A 15,144-nucleotide genomic window follows, 5' to 3' on the forward strand; every position below is an offset into this window, starting at 1 on the left:
CTCGGTCCGCCCCTCTGCGCTGATCAGCGATATCCCCGAAGTCACCGCCGCTGCCGAGCCGGCTGAGCCGGGTGTGGAGCGTGATACGGCGGCGGGGCTGCGGGAGCGTCTTGGCGAACTCACCGCTGAGGAACAAACCGAGGCCCTGCTCAACCTCGTACGCACCCACGCCGCAACCACCCTCGGACACTCCAACACCGAAGGCGTGATGGTTGACCGCGGGTTCCTTGAGTCAGGCTTTGATTCGCTGACGGCTGTCGAGTTGCGTAACCGGCTGCGTACGGCCACTGGACTCGCGCTGCCCACGACCCTGGTGTTCGACTACCCCAACCCCGCCACCCTCGCCCACCACCTGCGCGAAGAACTCCAGCCTCAGGTCGGCACCTCGGCGACCAGTCCGCGTACGGGAAGTACGGGGAGTGCAGGTAGTACGGGAAGTGCCATGGTCGCCGCCAAGGAGCGTGGCGGCGGGCGCGAGGAGTTGGAGATCCGTGAGGTCGTGGCTTCCATCCCTGTGGCGAGACTGCGGCAGGCAGGGTTGCTGGACGCGCTGCTGACGTTGGCTGACCCGGAGAGGCAGGGGGGCGTTCCGCGCTGGGACAACAAGGCCGAGGTGATTGACGAGATGGACGTCGACAGCCTCATCCAGTTCGCGATGGGAAAATCGGATCTGACGTGATCTGATCTGACCTGACCCGTGCTGCCCTGTCCTGACCTGTGAGGGGGCGACGACGTGGCGGTCCGGTCCGGGAACACGCGCCCGGGCCGGACCGCCGCTCCGCGTTCAGCGTGTCGGCGTCAGCAGCTCAGACGGGAGCCTGGGACAGTGCCGAGGACCTGGGCGAAGTTGCGGTACTTGTCGATCCGGCTCTGCACCTGGCCCGGGTTCCCACCGTTGCACTCCAGGCTTCCGTTGATGCTCCGGATGGTCTCGCCGAAGCCGGCACCGTTGACCATGGCGTTGTGCGGGGTCATGGTCCCGGGTCCGGTCTGCGTGTTCCAGTACCACAGGGCCGTCTTCCAGGCCACGGCCGAGTTGGTCTGGACGAGGCTGGGGTTGTTCAGCAGGTCGATCCCCAAGGCGTCACCCGCCGCCTTGTAGTTGAAGTTCCAGCTGAGCTGGATCGGTCCCCGCCCGTAGTAGGCGGCCTGTCCGGCCGGGCATCCGTAGGGTTGGGTCCGGTCGCAGTAGTGCGGGTAGTTGGCCGTGTTCTGCTCGACGATGTGGACCAGCCCGCCCGTCTCATGGCTGACGTTGGCGAGGAAGGCGGCAGCCTCCTGGCGCTTGACCGTGTCGCTTCCGGTGCTGGCGAAGGCCGGGTAGGCGCTCAGGGCGGCGGTCAGGCCGCTGTACGTGTAGAACGGGTTCCGGTTCGGGAACATCTGGTTGAACTGCTTCTCGCTGACGACGAATCCGCTGGGGGACGGCGGCTCGGTCGTCCCGCCGCAGGCGCCCTGGTCGGCCCAGACGTCGGAGGAGCCCGGCTTCTCGTTCTGGGTCCACCACTTCGCCGACCAGTTGTGCCCGTTATACGAGGCGTTCGTCCCGCCGGTGTAGACAGCGGAGGCGTTCCACCCCGCGACGCAGCTCGCGGCGGTAGCCGAGGATGCGGGCAGCAAGACCGCGAGCGCGAAGGCCGAGGCCAACGCGGTGAACAGGGCGAGCAATCGCTGTCTCATGGGGGCTCACTCCTTCGTCTGGTCACCGGCGAGTCGGCGACCAACAGGGGGTGGGGGAACCCAATCGGATCGTCCTGAACCTGTCAAGGTCTAGACCAGGCCGCCGCTGTCATCGCCATCGCCATCGCCATCGCCGCTGCCGCTGCCGTCGCCGTCCTCGTCGGCGCGAGGAGTGGACGGCGCGACCCCCGCCCCCGCCCCCGCCCCCCGGGCGGTGACCGCGGGCCCGGCCGATCACCGGCCAGGGGTAGGGCCCGCGCTGGAGTCGTCTTTCGGCTGGGCCCGGGACAGCGCGGCGAGAGCGGAGCGCGGATCGTCGGCGTACAAGCGCAGGGTCCGGGCCCGCGCCGGCTTCCTGAGCGGGCGCAGAAAGGAGACGGGCTCGGTGAGCTCGACGGTCAGCGTGAGCTGGCCCCGACGATCAGGTCCAGGGTGCCGTCCTCGCCGAGCCGAAGGAGCCCGCCTTGCGGGTAGCGGCGGTCCAGGCGCGCCGAGGCGATGAGAGCAGCAGGAACGCGGATGTCCACGAGCGCGCCGTACCGTACGCGCAAGGACCCGTCAGCACTGACGACGTGCGGGCGGACCACGCAGGCGGCTTGCAGCCCCAGGGCGAAGAAGATCCCCCAAAGGTCGAGGACCAGCACAATGCCGTGCACGAGCGGCCAGGGGATGAGGTACGCCAGCGCCACCGTCTTGACGACGGAGGCGAACAGCAGCCCGTACACGGTGGCCGACTGGCCGCCGGCGTAGCCGACCGCGGTGTCGCCTGGTCCCCTTCCATGGGGCGCGCGGCGGGTGATCCAGCGCAGGAGGCTTGTCGCCAGGGTGAGTTCGTGGAGGATCAGGCGGCGGGGGAGAACGGGCACCGTGGCGCGTATGGCGGTGGCCGCGGTCGTGGATGCGGGCAGTCTCGCCTGTCGCGCGCGCCGGTAGGCGCCAACCAGCCGCGCCGCTCCCGCTGCCGCCGCGCAAGCCGCGCACAGCGCCGCGGCGAGCAGGATCGGGGCCGGGACCCGTGCCCCGGCCGCATGGCACAGGAGCACGGCCGACGCGGCGGAGACCAGCGCGCCGAGTGTCCAGCGCTTCCCACGGCTCATCGGGCCCGCTCCTGGAGCAGTTCTATGGCCTGCCGGATGGCCTCGGCTTGGGCCGGGGCGTGATCGGCGAAGAACGCGTCCGCGAAGCCGCCGCCACCGTCGTCCGCGACCGGGTTGTCCCGCGCCGCCCGGGCCATCCCCTGGACCACGTTGTCCGGCACGCTGTCCGCGATGGCTTGAGCGACCATGCTGATCCCCGGATCGTCTACCGGGGCTTCAGCCAGCGCGTCCAGCTGGGCGTAGACCTCGTACGCGCGCCGCACCCCGGCGGCGTCGGAGTCCACAGACCGGAGCATCGCAGTGAGCCAGCCGCGGGCCTCCTCGGAGGCCGCTCCGTCCAGCAGGGCGAGCAACTCCCTTTCCTTCGCGGCCATGGCTGGTTCAGGTCCCGGGAGCCGCGCCGAAGCACGGGCCATCTCACGAAAGAACGCGGCCAGTTCAGGTGAGACCGGCCCCTCGGGAGGCAGTCCCTCGCTGTCTTCCGCCTGGATCAGCAGGTCCGCCAGCCGCGCCCGGCGCCGGCGGATGGCCTCCTCCTGGCGGGCCAGGTCCGCGTCCAGCTCGGCGAGGACCTCGTGAAGGTCCTTTCCCTCGTCGTCGGCGAGTACGTCCCTGACCTCGTCCAGGCTGAGACCGAGTTCCGTCAGCCGTCGGATGCGGGTGAGCCGCACGGCGGCGCGCAGATCGTAGGCGCGGTAACCGTTGCTCCGGCGGCCGGGCTCGGGCAGCAGACCGATGCGGTGGTAATGCCGCACGGTGCGGGTGGTGGTCCCGGCGAGGGCGGCGAGTTCTCCGATGCGCATGACGCCAGTAGAAACGTTGACGTCGCGACAAGGTCAAGCGGCACGGCGCAGGCTGGACGCCCACCGAGTGACACGCGCGAGCGGAGCCCGGGAGGAGACGAGAGGGGAGGGGGAGGGGGCGAGGGGGTCGGCTAGGGGCTTCTACGGGCGGGTGGGTGGCCCGCTTGTCACCGGTGTCGGTGACGGCCGCTGCCGGGCTCGGCAGCGGCGGGGGACACCCCGGATGGCGCCGATCAGGTGACTCTGGACAGCAGGCGAGTGCCAGAAGGGGCGGGGGGATAGACGTGGGGGCATGAGATCTGAGTTCAGTCGCAGGAAACCGGGTGGCGGGCGGCGCGCCCGTTCCCTCCGAGTGGCCGGTGCCGTGTGCGCCGTGGCCGCATCCGCCGCGCTCCTCGGCGGATGCGGGGACGACGGCGATGACAACGGAGACAAGACCTCCCAGACGAAGAAGCCTGTGAAGACCTCGGCGACGATGTCGCCGAGCCCGGGCAAGACGGGCGCGTCGGGCACCGCCTCGCCCACCGGGCCGCTCACCGAAGACCAGGCCGAACGCAAGGCGCTGATCCCTGCCGCCAAGGTCGGCTACGACAAGGCGGCCAGTACGGCCGTGGGCAAGGTCCCGGGCGGCAAGCTGACCGAGATCGAGCTGAAGGGCTCGGGCAGCGGCGACGGCGGGAGCGCCAGCACGAAGGCCGACCGTCCGCACTGGGTCGCGAAGGTCGCGGCGAAGGACGGCACCGCGCATAACATCCGCATCGACGCCGCCTCGGGGAAGGTGCTCGAATCCGTCGCGGACGCCGACCAGGACGCCGATGACAAGCGCGAACTCGCCGCCTGGCTCGGCAAGGCCAAGCAGACCCCGCAGCAGGCGGCCAAGATCGCCACTGACAAGAAGAAGGGCACGGTCAGCGCCGTCGAACTGGATGACAACGACAGCGGTGCCCTCATCTGGTCCGTGGACGTCGTGACCACCAACGACTGGAACAAGACCACGTTCGACGTCGATGCGGCCAAGGGCACCATCACGCGCGAGCACGTCGACCGCGACTGACGCACGTCGACCGCGACTGACGCACGTCGACCGCGACTGACGCACGTCGACCGTCACTAACGTACGTCGACCGTGACTGACGCGCGCCGACCGTGACTGACGCACGTCGACCGCGACTGACGTACATCGACCGTGACTGACGCGCGCCGACTATGACTGACGTACGTCGACCGCGAGTGACGTGCGCCGACCGTGACTGACGCGCGCCGCAGTCTGAGGCCGCTGCCCCGGAACGTGTGGTCCGCCCCACACCGCGCCGGTTCACGACCGCGCTCCAGCCACCGGTTACGGTCGCCTTGTGCGACTGCTGCTCACGTCAGACACCCACCTGCCCAAACGCGCGAAGGCACTGCCCCCGGCGCTGCTCGACGAGGTGGCCCGCGCCGACGTCGTCGTGCACGCCGGGGACTGGGTCGACGCCGCCACCCTGGACCTGCTGGAGGACCGCGCCCGGCGGCTGATCGGTGTCTACGGCAACAATGACGGCCCGGAACTGCGCGCCCGGCTGCCGGAAGTGGCGTACGCGGAACTGGGCGGGCTGCGGTTCGGTGTCGTCCACGAGACGGGTGCGGCGCAGGGGCGGGAACGCCGCTGCGCCGAACGGTTCCCCGACCTCGATGTGCTCGTCTTCGGGCACAGCCACATCCCCTGGGACTCCCTGGCCGGTGACCGGCTGCGGCTGCTGAATCCCGGTTCGCCGACCGACCGCAGGCGGCAGCCCCACTGCACCTACATGACGGCGGAGGCGGCAGCCGGACGGCTCACGAACGTGGATCTGCACCGGCTGCCCCTCCGTCACTGAGCCGCGCGTCCGCCGCGACGACACGCCCCGGCGCCAGGACGCGAATCGCCGGAATGGCCGCGCACGGGTTTTCCGGAAAGCCTCCTGGCGGTGCTCATCGGCGGTGCTCCGCGCGCTTTCCCGTCGCCCCCACGGCGAGCCGTCGTTCGCTGACCACTCGCGGGAGTGCCGGGCTATTCCCGGGGTCGCTCCGCGGCGCTCATCGGCGGGTGCCGTCTCGCGTATCCCTTCATCGGCGCGTACTTCTCGCCGGTTCCCTATCCGGCATGTGACACGTTTCGCGCTGGTCGGAGGCAACCCGCCCGTTTCTCTCGTCATCCCCTCACTCGGCAGGGCAGCCGAATCTGGTTGCCGCACGACGAGGCGGAGACGCGCAGTTGCACAGCTCACAGCACCCAGGAATGTCGCGACGCTCAGCGCTCGCCGGTCTCGCGGCGGTCGCCGCGGTTACCGCTGCGGGTTGCGGCGCGAGTTCTCGTGCGGCACATCACGCGCCCGCCCCCGTACGCGCCGTCGATCCGCGTTCGACGGCCTCCTTCGCGGCAGTGAAGAAGCCATTGCTGCTGCAAATCATGGCGCATCCGGACGATGATCTGTATTTCATGAATCCCGACGCGGAACACGTCGTGCGGTCGGGGGTACCGATCGTCTCCGTCTACGTCACGGCCGGTGAGGCGATCGGCAAGAACTGGGTCCCCGGCATGCCGCAGCCCACGTTCGACAAGGCCGCCTACTCCTCATCGCGCCACCAGGGGCTGCGGCAGGCGTACGCGACCATGCTCGGCCTGGACGCGTTCGCCCCGTGGCAGCGGTCGGTCATGGAGCTGCGAGGTGGGGTGAAGGCGGAGACCAATGTGCTCAGGCACGGCGGACGCGAGGCGCGGCTGATCTTCCTCAACATCGCCATGCTCTCCCCGGGCCAGGTGCGCATCCCCGCCCTGTGGGACAAGCCGGGCGTGGAGATGCGTACCTTGGTGGCCACAGGATCGCCGTGCGAGACCGTCTGCTCCTACCGCCACGAGACCCTGGTCGACGTCCTGGCCGGGATCATGGACACGTACCGGCCCAGCGTCATCCACACCCTCGATCCGGACCCCGAGTTCCAGACGCACGACGCCTCGCACAGCAAGGGCAGCGACTACGGGTCGTGCTCCGATCACCGGGACCACACGCCCACCGCGCTCTTCGCATGGAAGGCGGTCTCGCAATGGGTGGCCGACGCCACCCGGCGCGACCGTGAGGTGCCGCGCTTCACCACGCTCGCCTTCCGCGGCTACTACAACCAGCGCTGGCCGCACAATCTGCCGTCGAGCGTGGTCGAGCAGAAGCTGCGCCTCGTCGACGCCTACGGCGGAGACCCCCGGTGGGACTGCGGGAACAGCGCGGGCTGCGGCGACTACGGCCAGGGCGGTGGGCGGGCGCTGTGGAACAGCAAAGCGTGGATTCGCTCCACCCACTACCGCTACCCGGGAGCGCTGACGGCCGTCGGCACCGACCGTACGGGGCGGCTGGAGGCGTACGGCGTACTCGGCACGCAGGCCGCCCGCTGGCGCGAGACGGCGCCGGGCAGCGGTCGCTGGTCACAGCCGCACAACCTCGGTGGCGGCCCGCTCGCCCCGGCCCTGTCGGCGGTCCAGGACTCCCGCGGCAGACGGCTGCTGTTCGCGCTGCGCTTCTCCGCGCTCAAGGGCCAGGGCCGCGCCAACACACGCGAGATCGTCCTGCTGGAGCAGACCGCACCCGGCGGTGCCTTCGCCGCGTGGAAGAGCCTGGGCAACCCGGAGCGGCAGCCGGGGCGGGGCCGCCGCGTCGGCTGCCCCGTCGCGCTCGCCACACCCGACGGCAGGGTCCATCTGTTCGTCCGTACGGCGAACAAGGGGCTCGCCACCCGGGTCCGCGAGGCGGGTGGCCGTTGGGGCTCCTGGCGGGACCTGGGCGGCAGTGAGATCCAGGACGGTCTCACCGTCGTGCTGGACAAGCAGAAGCGGGCGCATGTCTTCGCCGCCGGCCGTAACACCGTCCATCACTGGACCCAGGACAGCCCGGGCTCGCCGGTCTACTTCCAGCCGCTGGCCGGGCTGCCGCAGCCGGGCCAGCAACCGGGCGCGGCGCTGGCGCCCGACGGCTCGCTGCTCGTCGTCTATCGCCCGCCGGCCGCTGAACAGCCCGTCGTGCACCGCTTCACGCCGCCCCCGGCGGGACCGGGCGCACGGCGGGCGGCGGTGGACCCGGGGTCGGTGAAGAGCACGACGCTGAAGCACTTCGAGGGCTACGGCCCGGTCGCGGCCGGCGTCTTCGCCTCTCGCGGCCGCGAGGACACCGTCCTGGTCCTCGGCCGTGCCGACAACGGTGAGGCGAGGCTCCAGGACGGCACAGCGCCCCGCGCCGTGCCGCTGCACTCTCCCGGCAAGCGGGTGCCGGTGGGGAGCGCCACCCTCGCCGCCGACGCGGACGGACGGCTGTGCGTGGTGGGCATGAGCCCGGCGGCGGAGCCTTGGATCTGGCGTTCCCGCCCCGTCTCGTAACGCCGCCGGCGACAGGGGCGGCAGCCACCCGGCGACACACCGCGAGACGCGGCGATTCATCGAAGGAGGACCGTTCCGAATGACCTCGGCGAAGGAGATCCGGCCCGCGAGAAACATAGTGTTCGGGCATCGCGTCGCCATCGGCCACGGCATCGGCCACGGCGTTTCGCCCGGACGAAGGAACGCGTCACTTGGTTCCTTATGCTTCGCAAATTCTCACCCCAATATGGGCGAACTACGCGGGAGGTTGACCCACGCACCCGCGAGGCATGACAGTGCACCGAACGCGGCGAGTCAGCCGCCGGAGGGGCGTGGTGCTGCGACACCATGCAATGGGCGTGCGCCGCATGAGCATTGCGGGAGACGTGTGTCATGGCTGCCCGGCCGCTTCGTATGCCAGCATGCCAGGGAATAACCCGGCGTCGGCCGATCCGGCCTTGAGAAGGAGAGGATGATATGCGACTCGCCGGCCGAGGCGATCTCGATGGTGGGGCGGCCCTCCGGCGGTCGGCGCCCAGACTCTATGTTCTGGACGGACTACGGCTTTTCGCCGCTCTGCTGGTGGTGATGTATCACTACGTCGCCTTGTACGGTGGCTGGGACCACAACCCGCGGACGATTTTCCCCACCCTCCATCAGTTCCTGCAATATGGCTGGCTGGGCGTGGAACTCTTCTTCCTCATCAGCGGGTTCGTCATTTGTATGAGCGCCTGGGGGAGATCTCTGGGAGAATTCGTGGTGTCGCGGGTCTCCCGTATCTATCCCGCCTACTGGGTCGCCGTGCTGCTGACGGCGACGGTCGTCCTCCTGTGGCCGCAGGTCCGCAGTGTGACAGGCCCGGACGAGGTCATCACCAACCTCACCATGTTCCAGCAGGGTCTCGGCGTCTCCGACGTCGACGGCGTCTACTGGACGCTGTTCATCGAGCTGAAGTTCTACGCGCTCTTCGCCGTCGTCGTGGCCACCGGAGTCACCTACCGCAAGTGCGTGATGTTCTGCGGGATCTGGACGGCGGCCGCGGTGATCGCGCCCACGGCGGACAACAAGCTGCTCGACATGTGGGCGATGCCGCTGTTCTCACCGTATTTCGTCGCCGGGATCACGTTCTACCTCATGCACCGGTTCCGGCCCACAGCCCTGCTGTGGGCCATGGTGGTCGTCTCCCTGCTGCTGGCCGAACACCACGTCGGCGAACGGCTCGCCGACAATCTCACCAGCAGTGAGGAACCCATTCCGCACTGGCCTGCCCGGCTGGCGGTCGTCGTGATTTTCGCGGTCATGGCGCTCATCGCCCTGGGCGCGTTCGACAGGGTGCAGTGGCGCTGGCTCGCCACGGGTGGCGCGCTCACCTACCCGCTGTATCTGGTGCACCAGTACATCGGGCTCACGCTCATTCACTGGCTGCACGGCCGCCTACCGGCACCGGTACTCGTCGCTGCGGTCGTCGCGACGATGGTGCTGATCGCGTGGACCCTGCACCGCTGTGTCGAGCGCCCCGTGGGCCGCTGGCTGCGCCAGGCCCTGCGGCGCGGCCTCGAAGACATGCGGCGCAACTCCGTCCCGTCCGTCCCCCGGCAGCCGGGGCCGCCGGAGCACGAGGTCACCCTGAAGCCACCACTGGACCCCGGGCCTGACCCGTCACCGGCTCACGAGCAGCCACGCGCCCGCCACGAGTCCGTGTCCCACCGGTGACCACGCGGGCCGGGCCGGACAGCGGACCACGGTGGCCCGGCGCCTGGCCGGCCCGCCCGCGGCCGGTCGGCGGGCGGCACCGGAGGGCGGCGCGCTGGTCGCCCTCCGGTGCCGCCCGCCCGTGAGCCGGGCCAGTGGTCAGAACGGCCGGTCACCGGCGATGGCGACACGCTCGGCGACCCGGCGGTGCGGAGCGTAGTCATTGACGGCGTAGTGCTGCGTGGCGCGGTTGTCCCAGAACGCGATGTCGCCCGCCTGCCACCGGAACCGCACCTGGAACTCCGGCACATGCGCCTGCTGGAACAGCAGCCGCAGCAGGCGGTCGCTGTCCGCCCGTTCCATCCCCACGATCCGCGTGGTGAACGAGGAGTTCACGAACAGCATCCGTCGGCCCGTCTCCGGGTGGCACCGCACCACCGGGTGCTCCACGGGCGGGAACTGCTCCTGAAACGGCGCTAGTTGTTCTGCCGGGCAGAAGCGGACGAAGCCCGGAAGGAAGTCGTGTACGGCACGGGCGTTGTCGATACGGTCCTTCACGTCCTGCGGCAGATTGTCGTAAGCCGCCGCCATGTCGGCCCACAGGGTGTCACCGCCCACCGGCGGCACCTCGCGCAGTTGCAGTACCGCGCCCAGCGCGGGCCGCTCGCGGAACGTCACGTCGGTGTGCCAGACGTTCTCGAACGTGGGGACAGCGGAGCGGTCGAAGCGTACGACATCCCGCGCGTCGCCGGTGGCCAGCAGGGGATTGGTCTCCAGTTCGCCCCACTCGCGGGCGAACGCGCGCTGCGCGTCGGAGGTCAGGTGCTGCCCGCGGAAGAAGAGAACCTTCCACTCCAGCAGGGCGCGGTTGATCTCCTCGCGCACCGCGGGCGCCAGCGGACCGGCCAGCCGCAGGCCGCGGATCTCGGCTCCGATGGTGCGTCCCTGCGGGACCACCTCGAAGAGCTCGTACGGGCGGTCCGCGCAGCCCTCGGGGAGGCGGCGCAGCTCACGGTGGCCTTCGTGGAGGCCGTCGGCGGGTATCCGGTGGTCGCGCAGGGCGGCGGGGGTGGGGACGGCAGCGAGAGTCAAGGTTCTTCCTCCGGAAAGCGGGCCGGACGGAACAGGGCGGTCCGGCGGGCGGGTGGGGCGGCGGGCGCGACACGTGGCCGCCCGAAGGGGTGCGCGAAGCGAAGCTCGCGGAGAGCGGCGCACCGGGGAGGCGGGAGGTACCGAGGACGGCGCCGGGAAGGCGTCGGAGCGATGAGCCGCTGGGTCGGCGTGGCCGACGATGTGCCCGGAGTTCCGGGGCGGTGCCCGCGCTCAGCGACAGGAGAGAGCCGGGGGAGACCCCACCCGGCCGCGGCGGCGCAAGAAGCTGTGGCCGCGGGGTGCGCACTCACCATGAGGGCCGCTGTGGCGCGGCTGTGCCGCCCGGCGGCCGGAGTACGTTCTCATACCAAGCACCGTACCCTGACCGCGCCCCGCCGCCCCACCACGGTGCGCTACCGCGTCCGCGGTACGGGGGAGCTATCGGTGGGCATGTGCGGATGGCTGGTGACGACGGGCGGACACCCGGGGACGCGCTGCTCACTCCCCGCGGCAGGGATGTTTTCCAACAGCCTGGCCACGCCCCGGACTTCGCGGCTCCCGGCGCTCAGGACGCTGCTCCGTAGCGCCGCGCGAGCACGGCCGCCGCCTGGCCCATGGCGTCCCGCAGCTCAGGAGGGCCGAGGACCTCCGCCTCCGTGCCCAGCCGCAGCAGGTCGCACACCGCGACGGCCTGCGACTCGACGGGCATCTCCACGCGTACCCAGCCCTCGTCGTCGGGCGGCCCGGCTCCTTCGAGAGCGCGCACGCCCGCCGTGCCGAACTGCATGGGCAAGAGCCGCTGCGCGCGCGGTGAGATCCGTAGCTGAGCGGTCGACTGGTGGATGGCGGCCTCCAGCCGCCGTGCGGACTCCTCCCAGTAGGCGGCGAGGTCGAATCCGGCCGGCCGTTCGAATGACTCCTCTGTGCTGTCCACGGCCAGGAGCCGTGATATCCGGTAGGTCCGTACGGCCTCGGCGGCCATCGCCACCAGGTACCAGATGCCGCCCTTGAGGACGATGCCGAGCGGGCGCAGCTCGCGGTGCACCTCGCCGCCCCAGCGGCGGTAGTGGACCCTGAGCACCCGCTGCTCCCACAGCGCCTCGGCGACCAGTGTCAGATACGGGACCGGGTCGGCGTCCCGGAACCACGCTGGTGCGTCGAGGTGGAACCGCTCCTGGACGCGCCGGGCCCGCCCCGCCAGTTCGGCGGGGAGCGCCGCTTGCACCTTCAGCTGGGCGGTCGTGAGCACCGCGCCGAGTCCGAGGTCGCGGGCAGGTCCCGGTGCTCCCGCGAGGAAGAGCGATCCGGCCTCGGGCTCGGTCAGCCCGGTCAGGCGGGTGCGATAGCCGTCCAGCAGCCGGTAGCCGCCGGCGGGGCCCCGGTCGGCGCGGACGGGGACGCCCGAAGCGCTGAGTGCCTCGATGTCCCGGTAGACCGTGCGGACCGACACCTCCAGCTCCTCCGCGAGCTCGGGGGCGGTCATCCGGCCACGGTTCTGGAGCAGGAGAAGCAGGGAGAGGAGCCGGTCAGCGCGCATGAGCAGCATTCTCCCCGTACCTGACAGAAGGTGTCAGGTACGTGCGACAGGCTGTTCTCACCCCGCGAGGAACACTCCCCGCGGCTGAACGAGAGGACCACCATGGCCACGCAGACCACCGGCGTTTTCACCTTCGCGAACTGGGAAGAGCGCTCCGTCACCGCGAGCGACGCGACCCCGCGACTCGCCCACGCCTCCGTCACCAATGCCTTCTCCGGCGGCATCAAGGCCACTGGCACCACGTGCGAGTACACCATCGCCTACATGTCGGACAAGACCGGCACGTTCACCGGTATGGAGCTGGTCACCGGCGCGGTCGACGGTCACGAGGGCACCTTCGTTGTCGAGGAGCGCGGCAGGTTCGACGCCGACGGTTCGGTGCACTGCGCCTTCGAGGTGGTGCCGGGCTCGGGTACCGGCGAGCTGACCGGACTGCGCGGCAGCGGCAGCTTCATAGCCCGGCAGGGCGAGGCGTCCGTCCCGTACACCTTCGCGTACGACCGGGACTGACCCGGCGGCCCCATCGGCCCTGCCGGCCCTGTCGGCCCCGTCGGAGGGACGCTCGCGAGACGGCTTCCACGGGACAAGCCGAGCACACGGCGGTGCGGCGTCATACACGGCACGTGACCACGACGCGTGACCACGACGCGTGACCACGGCACGTGACCACGACACGCGACCACGCCACGCGGGCGCGGCGGCCTTACGGCGGAGGCAGCCGCAGGGCGATCAGCGCGATGTCGTCACGGCCCGTTGCCGCGGGGTGGGTCAGCAACTCGTCGCAGAACACGTCGAGGGGCTGCTGGGCGAGGGTGCCTGCGCGGAGGCATAGCCGCTCCAGTCCCTGGTCGAGGTGTTCGTCGGGGCGCTCGACGAGGCCATCGGTGTACAGCAGCACCGTGCAGCCACGGGGCAGCGGACGCACGGCGCTGTTGCGCGGTTCGTCCGGGAGGAGGCCGCCCAGGAGGATGTCCTGGGCGTCGTCGAGGAAGCACGTCTCGCCGTCCGCGGTGACGAGCAGCGGAGGCGGGTGGCCCGCGACGGAGTAGTACAGCTGCCAGGGACCACCGGGCGGGCCCTCCACCCGGGCGAGGGCGCAGGTCGCGGTCCCTTCCTCGGGGCTGAGGACCAGTGTGCTGACATCCAGTCGGCGCAGGATGTCACCGGGGGGCTCCTCGCGGTCCACAGCCAGGGCGCGCAGCATGTTGCGCATCCGGCTCATGGTGACCGCGGCCTCCAGATCGTGCCCGGCCACATCACCGATGATCAGCACGGTGGCGCCGTCGCGCAGGACGAAGGAGTCGTACCAGTCGCCGCCCACGTCCGCCGCCGAAGGGCTGGGGAGGTAGCGGGCCACGATCTTGATGTCCGGCACGTCGGGCGGCTCGGTGAGCAGGCTGTGCTGCAGTGCCCAGGCGACGCGCTGGGTGCGCTGGAGTTGCATGGCGCGGCTGAGCGGGGCGTGTGCCTGCTCGATCAGCTCCCGCATCAGGTCCCGGTCCGTCGGGGAGATCGGCTCCCGGTCGCCGCAGACGAAAGCGGCGACCACGGCCGCGACCTCGCCGTCGACCAGGACCGGCAGCAGCGCTCCGCTGTGGGCGCCGGTACGGGCCAGCCAGGACTCGGTGCCCGGCGGGGCGAAGTCCGACGGTACGGCGCCCGGCGGGAAGGAGCTGTGCACGGGGTGCCGGTCGCGGACCGCGCGGGTGATCGCGTGGTGGGAGGCGATGAGTTCCTCCCTGCGCGGCGGGAGACCCGGTGGCAGGCCCGGCCTGGCGGTCGCCGCGACCCGCTCCACGACCAGCGGGACGTCCGCGGTGCCCTGCTCGGTGGTCTCGTTCAGCAGGTAGATCCCGCACTCGTCGGCGAGCGCGGGGACCAGTACCTTGCTGAGGACGGCGAAGGCCTCCGGCGCGCTCGGCGACTCGGCCACCGCGCTTGAGGCCCGACCGAGGAGTTCCCTGCGCCGGTCCAGAAGCCACTGTTCCTCGATGTCCGTGCAGGCCGCCACCCACTCCAGCACCTCACCGCCGTCGTCCCGGATCGGCACGGCATGCAGGTCGCAGTGGCGGTAGGTGCCGTCGGCGTGGCGCAGCCGGAAGACGTACTGGAACAGGTCGGGCACCTCCTCCACCGCCCGGAACCAGGCGCGCGCCAGGTCCGCGCGGTCGTCGTGGTGGGCCGCGTTCAGCCATCCGTCGCGGCGAACGGCCTCCGAGGTCTGTCCGGTCACGCGTTCCCACCCGGCGCTGTGCTCGACGACCTGCCCGTCGGCGTCGCTCACCCACACCTTCTGGGTGGCGGCCGAGACCAGGGTCTCGTAGCGGCGCAGAGCCCGGTGGCGCTCCTCGGACAGGACGCGGGAGTGTTCGGTGGCGGTGACCTGGTCGGTCACTTCCACGACGACCACCAGTACGCCGTGGTCGCCGTCCGCGAGGTTGACCCTGGAGAGACTGAAGGAGAAGTACCGCTCTGTGACATCGCCCGCGGCGTTCCGGGCCGTGACGGGGGCGGCGGACACCTGCGTCGCCTTCCCGGTGCGGTAGACGTCGTGGAGCATGTCCAGGTAACGCTGCTCCGACAGGTCGTCGAACAGCTCGTGGACCGGCTTGCCCAGGGGCCGGTCGCCGAAGATCCCGCGATGGGCGTCGTTCCTGTACGTCAGGATCAGCCGCTCGCCCTCGAATACCGCCACTCCGACGGGGGCGGGGTCGAACACGTCCAGCGGCAGACCGCTGGACGGAATATTCTCCTCATTGCGTAGCACAGACGACATATTCCCCATCATGCGTCATGAGCTGCGTACTCCTCTTGAGCCATGCGCCGCCAGTCGGCGTCGGTTCCGCCGTCTCCACGCAAAGGCAACTGAGCCGGTCCAGCCTC

At 70.6% G+C, this 15,144-nt stretch carries 12 protein-coding genes; 6 read left to right on the forward strand and 6 right to left on the reverse strand.

Annotated features, from left to right (window positions below; translation table 11 throughout):
• Positions 1-679: acyl carrier protein (locus AC5P1B_RS31780; RefSeq protein WP_493891455.1), on the forward strand; the 679-nt coding region annotated here is incomplete at its 5' end.
• A gap of 119 nt (positions 680-798) precedes the next feature.
• Here the strand turns inward: AC5P1B_RS31780 and AC5P1B_RS31785 are convergent.
• The 3 genes from AC5P1B_RS31785 to AC5P1B_RS31795 all read right to left on the reverse strand — a co-directional run bounded on the left by AC5P1B_RS31785 (position 799) and on the right by AC5P1B_RS31795 (position 3,580).
• Positions 799-1,680, reverse strand: coding sequence for a glycoside hydrolase family 19 protein (locus AC5P1B_RS31785; protein WP_493891456.1), 882 nt, complete (start codon positions 1,678-1,680; stop codon positions 799-801).
• 398 nt (positions 1,681-2,078) lie between these two features.
• Positions 2,079-2,777: a hypothetical protein gene (locus AC5P1B_RS31790; protein WP_493891457.1), complete on the reverse strand. Its 699-nt coding sequence runs from the start codon at positions 2,775-2,777 to the stop codon at positions 2,079-2,081.
• The gene (locus AC5P1B_RS31795) at positions 2,774-3,580 is read right to left on the reverse strand and encodes a MerR family transcriptional regulator (protein WP_493891458.1); all 807 of its coding nucleotides are present in this window, start codon (positions 3,578-3,580) and stop codon (positions 2,774-2,776) included. Before AC5P1B_RS31795 ends, AC5P1B_RS31790 begins: the two co-directional genes overlap by 4 nt.
• Positions 3,581-3,953: 373 nt before the next feature.
• Between AC5P1B_RS31795 and AC5P1B_RS31800 the strand changes: the two genes are divergently transcribed.
• The 4 genes from AC5P1B_RS31800 to AC5P1B_RS31815 all read left to right on the forward strand — a co-directional run bounded on the left by AC5P1B_RS31800 (position 3,954) and on the right by AC5P1B_RS31815 (position 9,653).
• Positions 3,954-4,634, forward strand: a complete 681-nt coding sequence (locus AC5P1B_RS31800) for a PepSY domain-containing protein (RefSeq protein WP_493891459.1) — start codon at positions 3,954-3,956, stop codon at positions 4,632-4,634.
• A gap of 298 nt (positions 4,635-4,932) precedes the next feature.
• Positions 4,933-5,436 carry a metallophosphoesterase family protein gene (locus AC5P1B_RS31805; RefSeq protein WP_493891460.1) on the forward strand — a complete coding sequence of 168 codons (504 nt, stop codon included), beginning with the start codon at positions 4,933-4,935 and terminating at the stop codon, positions 5,434-5,436.
• Positions 5,437-5,837: 401 nt separating this feature from the next.
• A complete protein-coding gene (locus AC5P1B_RS31810; protein ID WP_493891461.1) occupies positions 5,838-7,961 on the forward strand; it encodes a PIG-L family deacetylase in 2,124 nt (707 codons plus the stop codon).
• A gap of 456 nt (positions 7,962-8,417) precedes the next feature.
• Entirely contained in the window at positions 8,418-9,653 is a 1,236-nt protein-coding gene (locus AC5P1B_RS31815; protein WP_493891462.1) for an acyltransferase family protein, read from the forward strand.
• Positions 9,654-9,791: 138 nt separating this feature from the next.
• Here the strand turns inward: AC5P1B_RS31815 and AC5P1B_RS31820 are convergent, their stop codons facing one another.
• Both AC5P1B_RS31820 and AC5P1B_RS31825 read right to left on the reverse strand, forming a co-directional pair.
• Positions 9,792-10,724, reverse strand: coding sequence for a TauD/TfdA dioxygenase family protein (locus AC5P1B_RS31820; RefSeq protein ID WP_493891463.1), 933 nt, complete (start codon positions 10,722-10,724; stop codon positions 9,792-9,794).
• 565 nt (positions 10,725-11,289) lie between these two features.
• Positions 11,290-12,261 (reverse strand): helix-turn-helix transcriptional regulator, encoded by a 972-nt coding sequence (locus tag AC5P1B_RS31825; RefSeq protein WP_493891464.1) that lies wholly within the window; start codon positions 12,259-12,261, stop codon positions 11,290-11,292.
• A 102-nt stretch (positions 12,262-12,363) separates the two neighbouring features.
• Here AC5P1B_RS31825 and AC5P1B_RS31830 point away from each other — a divergent pair, with 102 nt between their 5' ends.
• Entirely contained in the window at positions 12,364-12,771 is a 408-nt protein-coding gene (locus tag AC5P1B_RS31830; protein WP_493891465.1) for a DUF3224 domain-containing protein, read from the forward strand.
• A gap of 193 nt (positions 12,772-12,964) precedes the next feature.
• Here AC5P1B_RS31830 and AC5P1B_RS31835 read toward each other — a convergent pair whose 3' ends face one another.
• Entirely contained in the window at positions 12,965-15,037 is a 2,073-nt protein-coding gene (locus tag AC5P1B_RS31835) for a SpoIIE family protein phosphatase (protein WP_493891466.1), read from the reverse strand.
• Positions 15,038-15,144 lie beyond the last annotated feature (107 nt).

The organism is Streptomyces sp. A01 (assembly GCF_059026195.1).